This window comes from Streptomyces aureus (assembly GCF_000725495.1).
Taxonomy (GTDB): domain Bacteria; phylum Actinomycetota; class Actinomycetes; order Streptomycetales; family Streptomycetaceae; genus Streptomyces; species Streptomyces aureus_B.
In genome coordinates, this window is the sequence record NZ_JNZD01000015.1 from 1 (window position 1) to 12,687 (window position 12,687).

14 protein-coding genes and 2 pseudogenes are annotated in these 12,687 nt (G+C 68.8%); 7 read left to right on the forward strand and 9 right to left on the reverse strand.

Annotated elements, in window-relative coordinates; genetic code table 11:
* Nucleotides 1-511: C40 family peptidase (locus tag IO36_RS21080; protein WP_037622079.1), on the forward strand; the 511-nt coding region annotated here is incomplete at its 5' end.
* 374 nt (nt 512-885) lie between these two features.
* Here IO36_RS21080 and IO36_RS21085 read toward each other — a convergent pair.
* From IO36_RS21085 to IO36_RS21095, 3 genes are all read right to left on the reverse strand, one after another.
* Nucleotides 886-1,353, reverse strand: coding sequence for a hypothetical protein (locus IO36_RS21085; RefSeq protein ID WP_037622213.1), 468 nt, complete (start codon nt 1,351-1,353; stop codon nt 886-888).
* 68 nt (nt 1,354-1,421) lie between these two features.
* Complete coding sequence (locus IO36_RS21090; protein ID WP_037622081.1) at nt 1,422-2,282, reverse strand: hypothetical protein; 861 nt, start codon at nt 2,280-2,282, stop codon at nt 1,422-1,424.
* Between the two features lie 199 nt (nt 2,283-2,481).
* On the reverse strand, nt 2,482-2,886 hold the full coding sequence (locus tag IO36_RS21095) for a hypothetical protein (RefSeq protein ID WP_245173381.1): 405 nt from the start codon (nt 2,884-2,886) through the stop codon (nt 2,482-2,484).
* A 443-nt stretch (nt 2,887-3,329) separates the two neighbouring features.
* Here IO36_RS21095 and IO36_RS21100 point away from each other — a divergent pair, with 443 nt between their 5' ends.
* Complete coding sequence (locus tag IO36_RS21100) at nt 3,330-3,536, forward strand: hypothetical protein (RefSeq protein WP_037622083.1); 207 nt, start codon at nt 3,330-3,332, stop codon at nt 3,534-3,536.
* A gap of 160 nt (nt 3,537-3,696) precedes the next feature.
* A pseudogene (locus IO36_RS21105) lies at nt 3,697-3,976 on the forward strand (DUF5713 family protein).
* 273 nt (nt 3,977-4,249) lie between these two features.
* On the opposite strand, the gene IO36_RS21110 reads toward IO36_RS21105, so the two are convergent.
* Entirely contained in the window at nt 4,250-4,675 is a 426-nt protein-coding gene (locus IO36_RS21110; RefSeq protein WP_037622085.1) for a hypothetical protein, read from the reverse strand.
* A gap of 335 nt (nt 4,676-5,010) precedes the next feature.
* On the opposite strand from IO36_RS21110, the gene IO36_RS21115 reads away from it, so the two are divergent.
* The gene (locus tag IO36_RS21115; protein ID WP_037622087.1) at nt 5,011-5,625 is read left to right on the forward strand and encodes a YdeI/OmpD-associated family protein; all 615 of its coding nucleotides are present in this window, start codon (nt 5,011-5,013) and stop codon (nt 5,623-5,625) included.
* Between the two features lie 511 nt (nt 5,626-6,136).
* Here the strand turns inward: IO36_RS21115 and IO36_RS21120 are convergent.
* The 5 genes from IO36_RS21120 to IO36_RS43185 all read right to left on the reverse strand — a co-directional run bounded on the left by IO36_RS21120 (nt 6,137) and on the right by IO36_RS43185 (nt 10,660).
* On the reverse strand, nt 6,137-7,582 hold the full coding sequence (locus tag IO36_RS21120) for a hypothetical protein (RefSeq protein ID WP_037622215.1): 1,446 nt from the start codon (nt 7,580-7,582) through the stop codon (nt 6,137-6,139).
* A 201-nt stretch (nt 7,583-7,783) separates the two neighbouring features.
* Complete coding sequence (locus IO36_RS21125) at nt 7,784-8,461, reverse strand: AfsR/SARP family transcriptional regulator (protein ID WP_158997416.1); 678 nt, start codon at nt 8,459-8,461, stop codon at nt 7,784-7,786.
* Nucleotides 8,462-8,773: 312 nt separating this feature from the next.
* Nucleotides 8,774-9,532 carry an anti-sigma factor gene (locus IO36_RS21130; RefSeq protein ID WP_037622089.1) on the reverse strand — a complete coding sequence of 253 codons (759 nt, stop codon included), beginning with the start codon at nt 9,530-9,532 and terminating at the stop codon, nt 8,774-8,776.
* Complete coding sequence (gene sigK / locus IO36_RS21135; protein WP_037622091.1) at nt 9,532-10,125, reverse strand: ECF RNA polymerase sigma factor SigK; 594 nt, start codon at nt 10,123-10,125, stop codon at nt 9,532-9,534. The genes IO36_RS21130 and sigK overlap by 1 nt, the downstream gene beginning before the upstream one ends.
* Before the next feature lie 94 nt (nt 10,126-10,219).
* Nucleotides 10,220-10,660 (reverse strand): ATP-binding protein, encoded by a 441-nt coding sequence (locus IO36_RS43185; protein ID WP_063764889.1) that lies wholly within the window; start codon nt 10,658-10,660, stop codon nt 10,220-10,222.
* 201 nt (nt 10,661-10,861) lie between these two features.
* Here IO36_RS43185 and IO36_RS48960 point away from each other — a divergent pair, with 201 nt between their 5' ends.
* From IO36_RS48960 to IO36_RS47725, 3 genes and pseudogenes are all read left to right on the forward strand, one after another.
* The gene (locus IO36_RS48960; protein ID WP_280923741.1) at nt 10,862-10,984 is read left to right on the forward strand and encodes a hypothetical protein; all 123 of its coding nucleotides are present in this window, start codon (nt 10,862-10,864) and stop codon (nt 10,982-10,984) included.
* A 430-nt stretch (nt 10,985-11,414) separates the two neighbouring features.
* Nucleotides 11,415-12,185 carry a hypothetical protein gene (locus IO36_RS21145; protein WP_037622092.1) on the forward strand — a complete coding sequence of 257 codons (771 nt, stop codon included), beginning with the start codon at nt 11,415-11,417 and terminating at the stop codon, nt 12,183-12,185.
* A gap of 175 nt (nt 12,186-12,360) precedes the next feature.
* Nucleotides 12,361-12,584, forward strand: a pseudogene (locus tag IO36_RS47725) (hypothetical protein); the annotation flags it as partial.
* Nucleotides 12,585-12,687: the final 103 nt, after the last annotated feature.

Consider the following 12,687-nt stretch of genomic DNA (forward strand, 5'->3'; position numbering starts at 1 on the left):
CGAGCTCGCCAAGAAGAAGAAGGAAGTCCAGAGCAAGCTGGGCTCCGCGCAGAAGCTCCTCAACTCGCTGACGGCGCAGGAGAAGGCGGCCCTGGCCACGCAGGAGCAGGAGCGGGCCACTCGCGCCAGCGAGCGCGTCGACCTCGGCAACAGCAAGGGATCGGGTCGCGCCGGTGCCGCGTTCGCGGCCGCCCAGAGCGTGATCGGGGCACCGTACGTGTACACCCACGCCGGTCCCAGCTCGTTCGACTGCTCGGGCCTCACATCCTGGGCCTACGCCCAGGCCGACGTGACCATACCCCGGACCTCGGAGGCCCAGGCCAACGCCGGCACGCGCATCTACTCGCAGAGCGATCTGCAGATCGGTGACCTGGTCATCTTCTACGGCGACCAGCACCACGTCGGCCTCTACGCGGGCAACGGCCAGGTGCTGCACGCCCCGCACAGCGGCGCGGTCGTCCGCTACGAGTCGATCGCCAACATGCCCTACCAGTTCGGCGTCCGGATCTGATCCGTGCCTCGGGCCGGGGCAGCGGTGCGGTCGTGACGACGGCCACGCCTGCCGTCGCACACCATTGCCGCATCACTGGCGGGTCTCAACTACCTGGCTGTGCCTGGCCTCGAGCGTCTGGGAGCGGTCGCCGCCCGCGTCGTGGATGTCCCTCCCGTGCGGCGTGGAGCCCGTGACGGCAGGGTGAGTTGGGGTTCAAGCGACGGATGTCCGACGGACTCCGCGTCCCAGGTCCCGACCCTGCATCAGTGCTGTGGCCGGGCCGGTGCTCTTCACGTCGTCATGCCCAGCATGCCTCCCACAGCGAGGCGCCCGGCGCAGCCTTCCCGGCGATGCTGGGGCCGGGGCAGGCCGGAAGCCGGGGCCACTTCCAGCTAGCCGCGCCCTATCGCAAGATCTGCTCGTGCCGCTGAGTGGAGAACGTTCAGGGCTGTGACCAGTGGGACATCTTGGAGGATGTCCTCCCCGTTGGCGGGATTGCGTGTGAGTCGGAGCAGATCCCAGGCTCGCTGATTGACGGCGTGGGCAGCGTTGGCGGCAGCTTCGTCGCTCAGCAGGATGAAGCTCTCAAAAAGGATCGATCGTTTGGCCTCGATCGCCTCCATCTCCGCCAGCGCACTGGTTGTGTCCTCGCCCCGGTCACGAGCCCGCAGTGCTTCCCTGGCGGCTCTCATGATCTCTTTGACGCACGAGATGTACTCGATGTAGGTATCGAGCTTCCTCTCATCCCAACGGGTAGTCATCGTGCGTCGGAACTTTGCCCGCTCGGCTATCGCCGTTGCCAGGTAGGACGTCAGGGCGCCGATGAGGACGCCGACCAAGGTGACAATCTGGGTGGCCATGCCGATCAAGCTACTGGTCGCCGAAGCCGTGTGAGGCCGTTCCCGCCGGGATCTCCTGTGTACCTCAGCTACTCACCAGGAGTCTCCCACTGCCCCCTGGCCACCCCGTCCACGTCCGGTACGACGGCGCACCAGTCGCCCAGCGCCGCGTCGGCCAGCATGAGGGTGAAACCGTCGTCCGTGACCTCGGCGAGTGTGTCGGCCCCGCCGGGATAGGTGCGGTGGGTCAGTTCGCCGTGCGGCAGCGGGGCCACGAAGGCGGTGAAGCCGTCGTGCAGCAGTTCCGCTCGGGGCTTCAGTTCCGGCTCGGCGGCCACGCACACCAGCGAGCGCGGCCGCAGGAGTCGGGCCACTTCGGCTGTGCTCTCCGGCGTCACCCGGAACCATCTGCACCCGTGAGTGCCGTACGCCCAGCGCTCGCAGACCAGGGTCAGGTGCTCGGACGCCTCCGCCACCCTCGCCCAGAATCCCGCGTCCGCGACGGCGTCGACGGGGTCCGAGACCTCTAGGAGTTCAGGAGCCGCGTCTTGCCACCGGAACGTCACGCTCTCACCGTGGAATCCCGCCAGATCGGCGGCCACCGCTGGTGTGGTGAACAGGTGTAGCGCTCCGTCCCATCCCGACTCGATCTGCAATCTCCCGGGTGCGGTGAGCTGGCAGTACGGCCCGCGCCCGGCTGCCATTCCCACTGCGAGATCCATCGCTTGCGGCGGCCGGACCTCCGCACCGTTGCGCAGGCCGCGGTGCTCTGCGGGGAGGGGCTCGCTCACCAGCAGCCCGCCCACCTCCAGGACGTCTGCTCCGCTCTTCTCGATCGCGGCTGTGAGCACCTCGCGAAGGTCTGCCGCGTACGCGCTCCAGTCGACGGCTTCCGCCAACTGCTCACACACGCGCTCGCTGCGGGGGCTGATGATCAGCTCTTTGCTCATTTCGCCAGCCACTTGAGTCCTCGCAGCTCTTCGTTCGGCCCGATATGTCATCGTACGTTTCGTCTGCGGCCGGGCCCCCCCGACGACGGCCCGGCAGCGAAGACGAGGTCCATAGAACGCCACCTGTACGCAGCCAAGTGCACGTTCTCCAGCTGTGACGGTGAGGTCCGAGGCTTCGAACGAGGCTGTTCGCCTGTGTTCATGGATTGCTGGTCGTGAGAGCGGCTATCGGCTTCGTCCCGGCCGGCCCGATGGCGGCGAACCCGGGTGCCCGTCCGCCGGGTTGGATGAGCAGGACAGCCTCGCCGTCTTCCGGATCCGTCCCGCCGGTCTCGTAGTCGCCGTAAGACAGGAAGAGATACGCCAAGCGCCGCTCCTCACCCGGTTCCCTCGGTATGGGGAACTGTCCGATGAAGTCCAGCGGCTCTGCGGAACCGGGGTGCACCGGCCAGCAGGGCTCATCCAGCCATACAGGCTCACCGCCCAGTTTGCCGATGGGTTCGACGGCGGGCTCCTCGACAGGGCGGAACGTCATCTCCAACCGGGGAAGGTACGCGGCGTCGTACGGGCCTGCGACCCCCTCGACCGGGCGTGGTAGCAGCATGCCCGGACTGTAGTCGGACGGCGGGCGCTGCCATGCGAGGCGGGAACTCCGCCGTGGCCGCACCGCACAGTGATGCCTACGGTCACAGCAGTTCCTCCGGCGGGGGATCGGCCGGCAACGGCATGGAGGGGACACCGTTCCCGGCCGCGGGCACATCCTGGCGAGCGTCGGAGGCTCCCGTCCCGTCCGCCGTCGCCCCAGGCAGAGCCGAGGAGTCGCGGTCCAGGTCGTTCGTGCAGTGGCGCGCTCCACCTGGACGCCAGTAACCACGCTCGCTCCAGGGTGTGTGGGTCGGCGGCCGACGGGATGGGATCGGGGGGTGTGGTGGGTTGGGTACAGGTGGAAGCGCGCACCGCTGCTCCATCTCGAAGCCGACGTCCATCGCGGGGGTCTCGGCGGCTACGATCTCGCCCACACCAAGGGGGAGGAAGATCATCGTGGCTATGGGACTCGCAGGGCTGCCCGGCAGAGAGTGGATGATCAAAGACGCCAAGGGCAGGAAGTACAGCTACGACTCGCAAGAGGAAGCGTTCGGAGAACTCCACGAGTACGGGGAAGGTGCCACCGTGTGGACCCGCGAGGTCCATCGCGTTCTGTTCATGACCAAGTCGATCGACGGCTGGAAGCAGGTCCCCAACCCCCAGGGCTAGGGCCAGTTGTGAAAGTCCCCGTCGCGTGGGGTCCGGCGTCCGTCAGGGGTGTCGTTGTCAGTGGTGCTGTGCATGATCGGTGCGTCAGCTCTTCGCGGAGGTAGGAAGTGCCATGCCGATCACAAACCAGCAGGTAGCGGGACACGCGTTCCTGCGGCCGATGTACGACGACTCGTACTTCCCTGATCACGTAGTCGGTCAGGGAAAGGTGATCCTGCTGCGGCTGTGTGAACGCGTCGAGGCCGAGCGGCCGGCAGATCTGGAGAGCTTGTACGCATTTACTCAGGCTGCGACGGCTGGACAGGGAGTTCATGGCGGGCGGGAACGGGATCGAGACGGTGGCACGGGAGTGGATCTGCGACGACTTCCGCTTCGTCGCGTCGGCATACGGGTTCACGGACGCGGATGCGGAGGAGCTGACCGCTGGCCGGGACTGGTGAACGAGGACGGGAGCCCGCCACGCCCGGGGTCCTGTCCACCAGCCTCGCGCCGCTGCCCTCTCCGGTCCGAGTCGCCGTCGTGCACTGCCTGGTCGTAGAGGTACTGGAACGGCTGGAGGCAGGCGCACACCTCTACGCCGAGCTCCGTTTGCGCCGCCTCCGCCCGTGCCCTCGCCGTCGCATGGATGATGGCCGGGTCACGTTCGTGAAGATCGTGACTCGGTCGTCCGGCAGGGCCACGGATCTGTGCTCCTGCCCAACGACGGGGAGCTGTTACGTGTTCGGGTTGTCGACATAGGCACCCTTGAAGCAGGTGTCGGTGCCTGCGTCGTCGACACAGGCGATCACGCGGACTCCGTTGATGTTGTTCGAGGCTTCCCAATAACGCCCGTTACGGGTGATGGTGCTGTTGTATCCCTGGTCGTCTCGCAATGTCGCGATGTCGAGCCCGTCCGGGTTGTAGCTGTCGTACACCCGGAGGAAGGTGTAGACCGCGTGGCTGTCGCCCTTTGTGTCGGACACGGTCTGGCTGATGTTGTTGATGGTGCAGCAGCCGCTCCACGACCAGGAAGCGCTGGCTGACACCCCGGTGCCCGATGCGGAACCCGAGGCGGCGAATGCCATTGAGTTCGAACCGAGAACCAGAGCGGCAGCACTGCCGATGACGCCCACGATGTACGAGATCCGCTTTGCACGCATGTGTGTTGTTTTTCCTCTCGCGGGAAGTTGCACAGAGCATGGCTGGCGGAAGTTGAACCGTTCAAGCTTGAATCCGGTCTTGGGCAAGGCCGAAACAAGCGTTCCTGAAAGTGTTGGCGATCGAGTACGCAGAGGGGCTGTGACTCCAGATCCAGCGCCACCCCGATCTCGTCGACGGCCTTCTCACCGAAACCGGCCTGGCCATCAACCCCGGCTCCCGAAGTTGATCCGGCAAGGTCGGTAAGCGGCGGGGGAGCCGCTCCCCACGGTTGCGCGGCCCTGCTGAGAGCGTTTGTTCCGGCAGGTCGCAACACCGGGTGCGGCACTAACCTGCGGTGGTGACCGGAACCGAGCTGGATGAGTTGATCGTTGCTGACAGTGCGGCGCTGCGCGCGTGGCTGCTGGACAACCACACCGTCTCTCCTGGCGTGTGGCTCGCCCTGACCAGGAAGGGCGGCTCCGTCACCACGCTGACCTGGCAGCAAGCGGTCGACCAGGCGCTGTGCTTCGGCTGGATCGACGGGCAGGCCCGCAAGCGCGACGAGGGGAGTTCCTGGAGGCGGTTCACCCCGCGTCGGCCCCGCAGCGTCTGGTCCCAGCGCAACGTCGCCAATGTGGCCCGGTTGGAGGCGGCCGGCCTGATGCGCGCCGCCGGACGCGCCGCGGTGGACGCCGCGAAGGCCGACGGGCGGTGGACGGCCGCCTATGCGCCGTCATCGGAAGCGGAGGTGCCGGCCGACCTGCGAGCCGCGATCGCCGCCGACCCAGCGGCGCAGGCGATGTTCGAGGTGCTCACCAAGACCAACCTCTTCGCCCTCATCCACCGGGTCAATGCCGTCAAGCGGGCCGAGACGCGCACCCGGAAGATCGCCGAGTGCGTGGCGATGCTGGCCCGGCACGAGACGGTCCACCCGCAGCGAGCCAAGCCGGCAATTCCGCCGACGTCGTGACCGGGCGCCGGCCGGAACGGACAAACCCACGCGGGTAGAGGTCGTATTCACCTGATCCGCATCGCCACAGGTGTCACAGGATCGCACTCACGCCTCTTGCGTATAGGGGTCGACTGCGGCGCGACGAGGAGAACAGTCGACGGGCTCGCGTCGTGGTGGCCCCCCGCTTCAGTGCGAGTCTCGTCACCGGACCCCGCGTGGAGGGTCCAGCGTTTGATCTCGCCGGCGCTGGACGGGGAGCTGCCCCAGCTTCCCCGCCCGGACGGCTGCGGCGCGCGGAACGTTCGTCCCGACTCGACGGCTTCCTTGTTCCGGGCGAATTCCCGTTCAGCGGCGGCAGTGTTCCACTGCGGGGGCGCGGACTGCTGCTTTCCGGCGCCGGCGTGCTGAGCCTGCTTCAGGTAGGAGGCGTGACAGGTCTTGCCCGTCTTCGCCACCGCTGTGCCCGTCGGGAAAGTTGCCGGTGGCAGGGAAGAGGACCACCCTCTACCGACGGGCACGGGCGTCGGAACTACACGTGACCGTCTCCGAGTTTCCACTCACGGTTCAACGCGCCCAGCGGAATGGCGTGTTGGAACACGGGCGTGCCGAAGACGGACAGTTGCATCCGCAGGGTGCCGGTCAGATCGACACCGCCGTAGAGAGCCCAGGCGCCCGTGGCGGTGGCCTCCGTCTTCACCGCGGATCCCGTCGTGGTCGTGGTGCCGGCCGAGCCCGTGGCCTCGCCCCGCAGGTAGGGGGCCAGGTCGGCGGTGACGCCGACAGCGCCGTAGAGGCCGACACTGGCCTCCGCGCCGAGGGCCGCCTTCACCCGTCCGGCCGCACTGACGGAGGTTCGCACCGGACTGCTCGTCATGTGCGACTCGTCGACCGGCGTCCACCCCCGGGCGGGACCGAAGGCACCTCCGGCCTTGAAGTCACCCTTGAGGTGCTGTTCCACGTCGAGCGTGACGACTCCGTCGGCGCCGATCTGGAAGTAGCAGGTCAGATCGAGGTTCACTACGACGGGGATCGGGCCGACCTGGAGGACGGGGTCGGCGTGCAGCTTCGCGAACGGCACCCGCCGGGGCTGCGCGGAGGCGGCGGCGCGCCCCCTCACCGCCCACTGTGCGTCCCAGTCGCCGGAGACACCGAGGAAGGCGGTGCCGGGCCCCGAGTCGCCCGCGCCACCGCCGTAGGAGAAGTCGACATCCGGCGCGACCTGTACGAATCCGGAGACGGACGCCGACGCCGAGGCAGGCGCCCCGGGAGCCGTGGCGACCTTGGCGCCGACGTCGATGCGCAGGCTGCCGAGCGGAACCTTCGCCCCCTCGGGGCCGACGTGGACGTCTCCGGCCTTCGCCCACGAGACCTGCACGTCCGGCAGCAGTTTCTCGATGTCGAAGGAGGCCGGGTCGACGGGGACGGAGCCCTTGGCGTCGTCGCCACCGAGCAGCGTGTCCAGGGTCGTCGGCGCGGTCTGCACCTCGGTACCCTCACGGCTCTCGCCGATCACGTCGGTCACCCGGGCGAGGAGGCCGTCGGGGGCGCCGGGCGCCGGGGCACTGGCGATGACGTCGCCGACGGCCGTGCCGTGCGGCTCGGCCGAGGCCCCGGCGGACGGGGACGGGGGTTGCGTCTCCTGTCCGTCCGAACCGCCGTGGCCCACAGGGGATATGACGGCTCTTCTGGTTTTGCTGTCGTACGACGTCACCTTGAGGGCGGCCCGGTGTGCCCGGCCGCCCGGCTCACCCGGACGAGCGACGGCGGTCGAGGTGGCCGCCGCCTCGGGGGCCGCGGCGACGGCGAGCGGCCGCCCGGCGTCCTGGACGGCGGAGGCCGAGGCCGAGGCCGCCGCGGGACGTGCTCGGTCGGCACGGGAGGACGGCTCCGAGGGACTGGCGGAGCAGCCGGCGGCGAGGAAGAGGGCGGATGCGGCGAGCGCGGGCACGACGGCCCGCGAGGCCCGCTTGCGGATACGCAAGTTCAGTCCTTGAGGGGGGTGGGGGGTGACACGGGATTACCGACGGGTAACCAGAGGTGAGGGTGTCATGAACCCGTGAAGCCCCGCCCCGCGTTTCGGCACCCGCCGGGGTGATGTGTGCCACGCCCGCCCGGAACGCCCCGAAGAGTCGTCGACCGCTCAACCAACCTGCCTGCAAACAGACATGACGTGGCATCAGTGGACGCGGATAGGGCGAACAGACCGGCCCCGGGCCGTGCTGCCTTGTCGTCCCCAGCGGCCAGCCACCCGGCCGGTTCGTGGATTGGTGACCGCCTGGATGCAGTAGTCGTCATGGCGGTGCAACCGGAGACCCGCTTCGGCGCTGTTCAGCACCGCGGTCCGCCACTCATGGCGCAGCGTCACACGCACTCCGTCCGCCCATCCCGTGCGGATGCCGGACAGCGGATCGCCATGCCACAAGGAGAGCGCCTCGTCGTACAGGCGTAGCGCTTGTACATCCTCATCCCGGGAGACGGCTTCCCGGGCCTGCCGGACGAGAGCACGGAAGCGACAGGCGTCGACGCTCGCCGCGTCGATCACCAGGACGTAGCCTCCTCGCCGCCGGATCACCTCACCCGCCTCCTCACCGGTGCCTGGCATGCGGAGGGCTTTTCGCAGTCGGGTCACCGATGTGTAGAGCGCGTTGAGGGGGTAGGTCGGCGGCGCATCCTGCCAGACGCGCTCGATGACGTCCTCGTCGGACACGAAGGTGTTGGGCGACGACGCCAGCGCGGCCAGCAAGGCTCCGACCGTGGGAGAGACCGGGACCAGGTTCCCCTGGTCGGTGCGCAGCTCGATACAGCCGAGGAGTTGAACGTTCACGCAGATCCCCCGATGGTGTGTGCCGGTCATGTGCCCACTGTGCGGGAGCGGCGCTCGGATGCTGCATGGATCGTGCATGGCTGTCGGTGTGGACGTGCGGGCCTGGCCGGCCGGCGACGGGATCCAGCAGAACGGCGAGTATTTGTCCCGAATCTGTGAGATTCCCAGTAGCCGGACGACTTCCGAGCCCCACTTCCTGTCGTTCTCGGCACGCGCGCCCTGGCCTGGGCCGTGTGGGGCGTCCCCATCGACGCTCCAGGCTGGTACGACGCGCCCTTCGGCGTGCAGCTGATCTTGGGCGTCGCGCCGGTCACCTGCGCCCACAGGCGCCGCCGGGGGACCTCATGACTTTTGAGAACCGACGGGGATGATGCCGAGGGGTTGGGTGGTGGGCTGGTGGGAGCCACCGGCCGGTTCGACGGTGATGCCGACGGCCACCGTCCGGCCGAGCGGCCTGTCGAGGACGCGGGCGGAGTGGTCTCCGGTGCCCGGCAGGAGGCCGGCTGGGCGGAGGTCGCCGGAGGGGGCCGCGTACCAGAGTTCGTAGACCTTGTCGGCGCCGAGCGCGGGCAGGTCCGTGGCTACGAAGGCGGCTCGATCGGCGGCGCGGGAGACGATGACGGCGGCGGAGGCGCCGTTGGCCAGTTTCGTTGCGTGCAGCGTGGCATCGGGCGCGGTCAGAACGCTGGACAGTGCGTTCTTTGCCTTCTGCAGGGCGGTCGCCTGGTCGCGGGCGTCGTCGGCCCGGATGGACTGCCAGGCGGCGATTCCGCCGAACGTGGCAGCAGCCGCGAGGCTCGCGGCCAGGGCCCAGGACATGAGATGCCTCTTGCGTCGGCCGGTGGGCGGGCCGATGGGTGCGCGCTCCTGCGGGGTCTGGCTGATGTCGTCCAGAACGCGGCCGAGGAGGTCGACCGGTAGGGCGGCGGCGTCGACGGGGGCGGGCGCGAGGCGGGCTGCCGCCTCGGCGAGTTCGGCCACCTCGCGCCGACAGGCGTGGCAGTCGTCCAGGTGGCGTTCGAAGGCGGCTTCCTCGTTCGGGGGGAGAGCGTGCAGGACGTAGGCGCCGACCGGCTGGTGCGGGTCTTCCTCGGCTGTCATCACCGGGCCTCCAGACAGTCGCGCAGCAGGCGCAGGCCGGTGCGCATCCGGGACTTGACGGTGCCGGCCGGAGCGGACAGGGCGGCCGCCACTTCGACGTAGGTCAGCCCCTGGTAGTAGGCCAGTACGAGGGGGACCCGGTACATACGGGCGAGGCGGGCCATGCATTCCTGGGCACGCCTGCGTTCGTCGTCGTCCTCCACGGCCTCGGCCACCTCGTCATGCTCGCGGCCCGCGAGCACCACACCCGCACGGCGCTCACGCTGCGCTGCCGCTTGTGCGTGACGGACCCGGTCCACCGCCCGCCGATGGGCGAGGGTGAGCACCCAGCCCTTGGCACTCCCGCGTTCGGGCCGGTAGCGGCGGGCCGTGCGCCAGACCTCGACCATCACCTCCTGCGTGACCTCCTCCGCCTGCGCCGGGTCGCGCAGGATGCGGCAGGCCAGCCCCATGACCGGGCGCGCCAAGGCCTGGTACACGCCCGTGAACGCGTCCTTGTCGCCGTCAGCGGCCCGGACCAGCAGTGCCTCGACGCTGTGGGCGTCCCCTACTGCAGGCGGCTCGGGTGGCTCCTCGCGAGCTGTTCCGGGCATGGTTCTCACGTTCCGTCGACGTGCTGGTCCTCGGCCGATCGTGCGCCCTGCGGGGTGGGCCCGCAGCCCGGAGGTGTCATCCGGCTCAGGGCGCTCACCCGGCGAGGTCATGGGGTGCTTCACCGCCGAGGTCGAGAGTGGCCTCGACCGCCTTGCCCCACGGTGCCGGGGTGACGCTGAGCCGGGCTCCCATGCCGCACAGCAGAGCCAGACCACGCCCGCCGTCCTCGTTCGCGGCCGGATTTGACCGCATGCTCGGGATCCGGGTGCTGGTGTCGGTGACGGTGATGCCCACCGTGGTGGCGTGCACGGTGAGCGTGAGGGTGCAGGTGCCACTCGTGTGACGCAGCGTATTGGTGACCAGTTCCGAGACGACGAGCAGCACGTCGGACGCCGGGCCGGGCGGCACACCGCGTGCGGACAGCCATCGCGCTGCGATCCTGCGGGCGACCTCAGGAGCATGCCGGCTGCGGGCCAGCGTGACACGGTGACCGGTACCGGTGCTGTGGACGAGCGGTGTGGCGAGAGTGGTCATGACCGGCCCCTAGAGCGATGGGCAGTGACGCGGCTTCGACAGGGATTCGATGCCGCCCGGGCCGTGGATGACTCCGGTGAAGTTCCATGCTGCGTTTCCTGATGAGGGTTCGTTTTCTCGAGTGGTGAGTCATACGCGGGCCCGCCCGCCTCGAACCCCTTGTGCCAATGCAATCGACCTCGAAGGATGAGGTGAGCCTCCATGGCTGCATCCACGCGAGTCCGCCGTCTGCTGGCCGGGGCCACTGCCACCGGGCTGCTCTACGTCCAGGGGCACTGGCACCACTACTGGGTGAAGGGCTACTGGGACTGCCGCCACATGTGACCTCACGGCCCGGGAATCTCTGCGGTGCGTACCAGGCAACCGGTACGCACCGCAGAACGTCGGCCACAACCCGACGGGCTGTCCGGAGCCCACATCGCACCGCCGCCTGTCCCCGCCACGTCAAAGGGGGATCCGGGCGTGGAACACCAGGACGAACCACCATGGCAGTGCCTGCGCGCCCGCCTGGCGGAGGCGGTGAAGCAGGTGAGGGCCTTGGCCGCTCCCGAGGCGATCCAGGCACGCGGACGGCATGGCCGTGCATCGAAGCGACCCCGCCTGCGTGCCGCGAAGAAGTGCACGCCCACCTGGCCGGCCGCGCCGGTGGAACGGCATCGGGGTGCTGTTCTTCACGTGATCACCAGTCTTTACACTGCCTCCACAAACCCGAGGCCCGCCCATGCGGACGGGCCCACTCCTTTTGGGGGCTTCTTTGCGCACCATCGCTTTTGGCGCCGCGCTGGGCGGCGCGCTGGCACTGACTGCCCTCAGCGTGCCCGCCGCGCAGGCGGACACCGTCGTAGGTGACACCAACGTCTCGAACATCGTGGTGAACGGCGGCAAGGACGTCGTCATCGGCACGACCAACAAGGTGACCTTCAAGGTCACCTTCACCGCCTCGGACCCCTCCGGCATCGAGGACGGGGAAAGCTACCTGTACAAGGGCACCTGGAGTGACTCGATCGCTTTCTGGTCCGACGACAGGGACGAGGACACCACCTGCGCCACAGGCGCCAAGGTCACCTGCACCACGACGTACACCATCATTCCCGAGTACGACATGTACGGGGACGTCAGCGCCGGTGCCTGGCGCGCGGGCGCCTTCGCCAAGGCGACCGACGGCAACTCGGCCAGGAAGACCAACCTGGGAGGCTTCTCCCTCAAGCGCTACGCGAAGCTGACCGTCAACGCCTCACCGGAACCGGTCACCAAGGGCAAGGCGATCACTGTCACCGGCAAGCTCACCCGTGCCAGCTGGAACGACCACGCCTACCACGGCTACGCCGGTCAGTCCGTGAAACTGCAGTTCCGCAAGGCGGGCAGCAGCACCTACAGCACGGTCAAGACGATCTCCACCAACAGCACCGGCAATCTCAAGACCACCGTCACGGCCTCCACGGACGGCTACTGGCGGTACTACTTCCCGGGAAGCGGCACCACCGCCTCTGCCGCAGCGACCGGTGACTTCGTCGACGTGAAGTAGCCGACGCGCAGGGTGCCAGACCTGCGTTGGTGGCCTCGGTAGGTACCACGAAAGCGCCCGTGACGCCGCAGGCTTACCACCGCATGATCAGCCCAAGCGGTCTGCATCGGGTGGTCGTCGCCGCGCTGCACCGTTCGCGCGGCCGGCCGCAACGAGCCCGCCCCGGTGCCCGACCGGCACGCTCGCCGACGTGACGGCGGGGCGGGTGACGCCGCCCGCGGACGCGGACGCGGTCGCGGCCACGCTGGAACGGCTCGTCGACGGCCGCTGGTGTTCGCGCCGTTCGTCCTGGGAGTGCTGGACCTCGCCGTCGGCAGGTTCGTCTACGACGAGACTGTCCGTGCGGGCCGACTCCACGTGGTCGAGGGCTTCATGCACGACTTGAGCCGGCACGGCTGACGAGCCGTCCGATCCGGCGCAACTCCTCGCGACTGCGTTCGAACGCCGCCGAGTCCGGGTGATTCGGCCCGGATCTGTTGAAAGCGGAACCCTCGCAAGCGCT

What these genes read in the sequence shown, in the direction of transcription:
- IO36_RS21085 (WP_037622213.1), bottom strand. Translation starts at nt 1,353, where the DNA reads ATGGCCACCCAGATTGTCACCTTGGTCGGCGTCCTCATCGGCGCCCTG.
- IO36_RS21090 (WP_037622081.1), bottom strand. Translation starts at nt 2,282, where the DNA reads ATGAGCAAAGAGCTGATCATCAGCCCCCGCAGCGAGCGCGTGTGTGAG.
- IO36_RS21125 (WP_158997416.1), bottom strand. Translation starts at nt 8,461, where the DNA reads ATGACCGGCACACACCATCGGGGGATCTGCGTGAACGTTCAACTCCTC.
- IO36_RS21130 (WP_037622089.1), bottom strand. Translation starts at nt 9,532, where the DNA reads ATGACAGCCGAGGAAGACCCGCACCAGCCGGTCGGCGCCTACGTCCTG.
- IO36_RS48960 (WP_280923741.1), top strand. Translation starts at nt 10,862, where the DNA reads ATGGCTGCATCCACGCGAGTCCGCCGTCTGCTGGCCGGGGCCACTGCC.
- IO36_RS21100 (WP_037622083.1), top strand. Translation starts at nt 3,330, where the DNA reads ATGGGACTCGCAGGGCTGCCCGGCAGAGAGTGGATGATCAAAGACGCC.
- IO36_RS43185 (WP_063764889.1), bottom strand. Translation starts at nt 10,660, where the DNA reads ATGACCACTCTCGCCACACCGCTCGTCCACAGCACCGGTACCGGTCAC.
- IO36_RS21110 (WP_037622085.1), bottom strand. Translation starts at nt 4,675, where the DNA reads ATGCGTGCAAAGCGGATCTCGTACATCGTGGGCGTCATCGGCAGTGCT.
- IO36_RS21095 (WP_245173381.1), bottom strand. Translation starts at nt 2,886, where the DNA reads ATGCTGCTACCACGCCCGGTCGAGGGGGTCGCAGGCCCGTACGACGCC.
- sigK (WP_037622091.1), bottom strand. Translation starts at nt 10,125, where the DNA reads ATGCCCGGAACAGCTCGCGAGGAGCCACCCGAGCCGCCTGCAGTAGGG.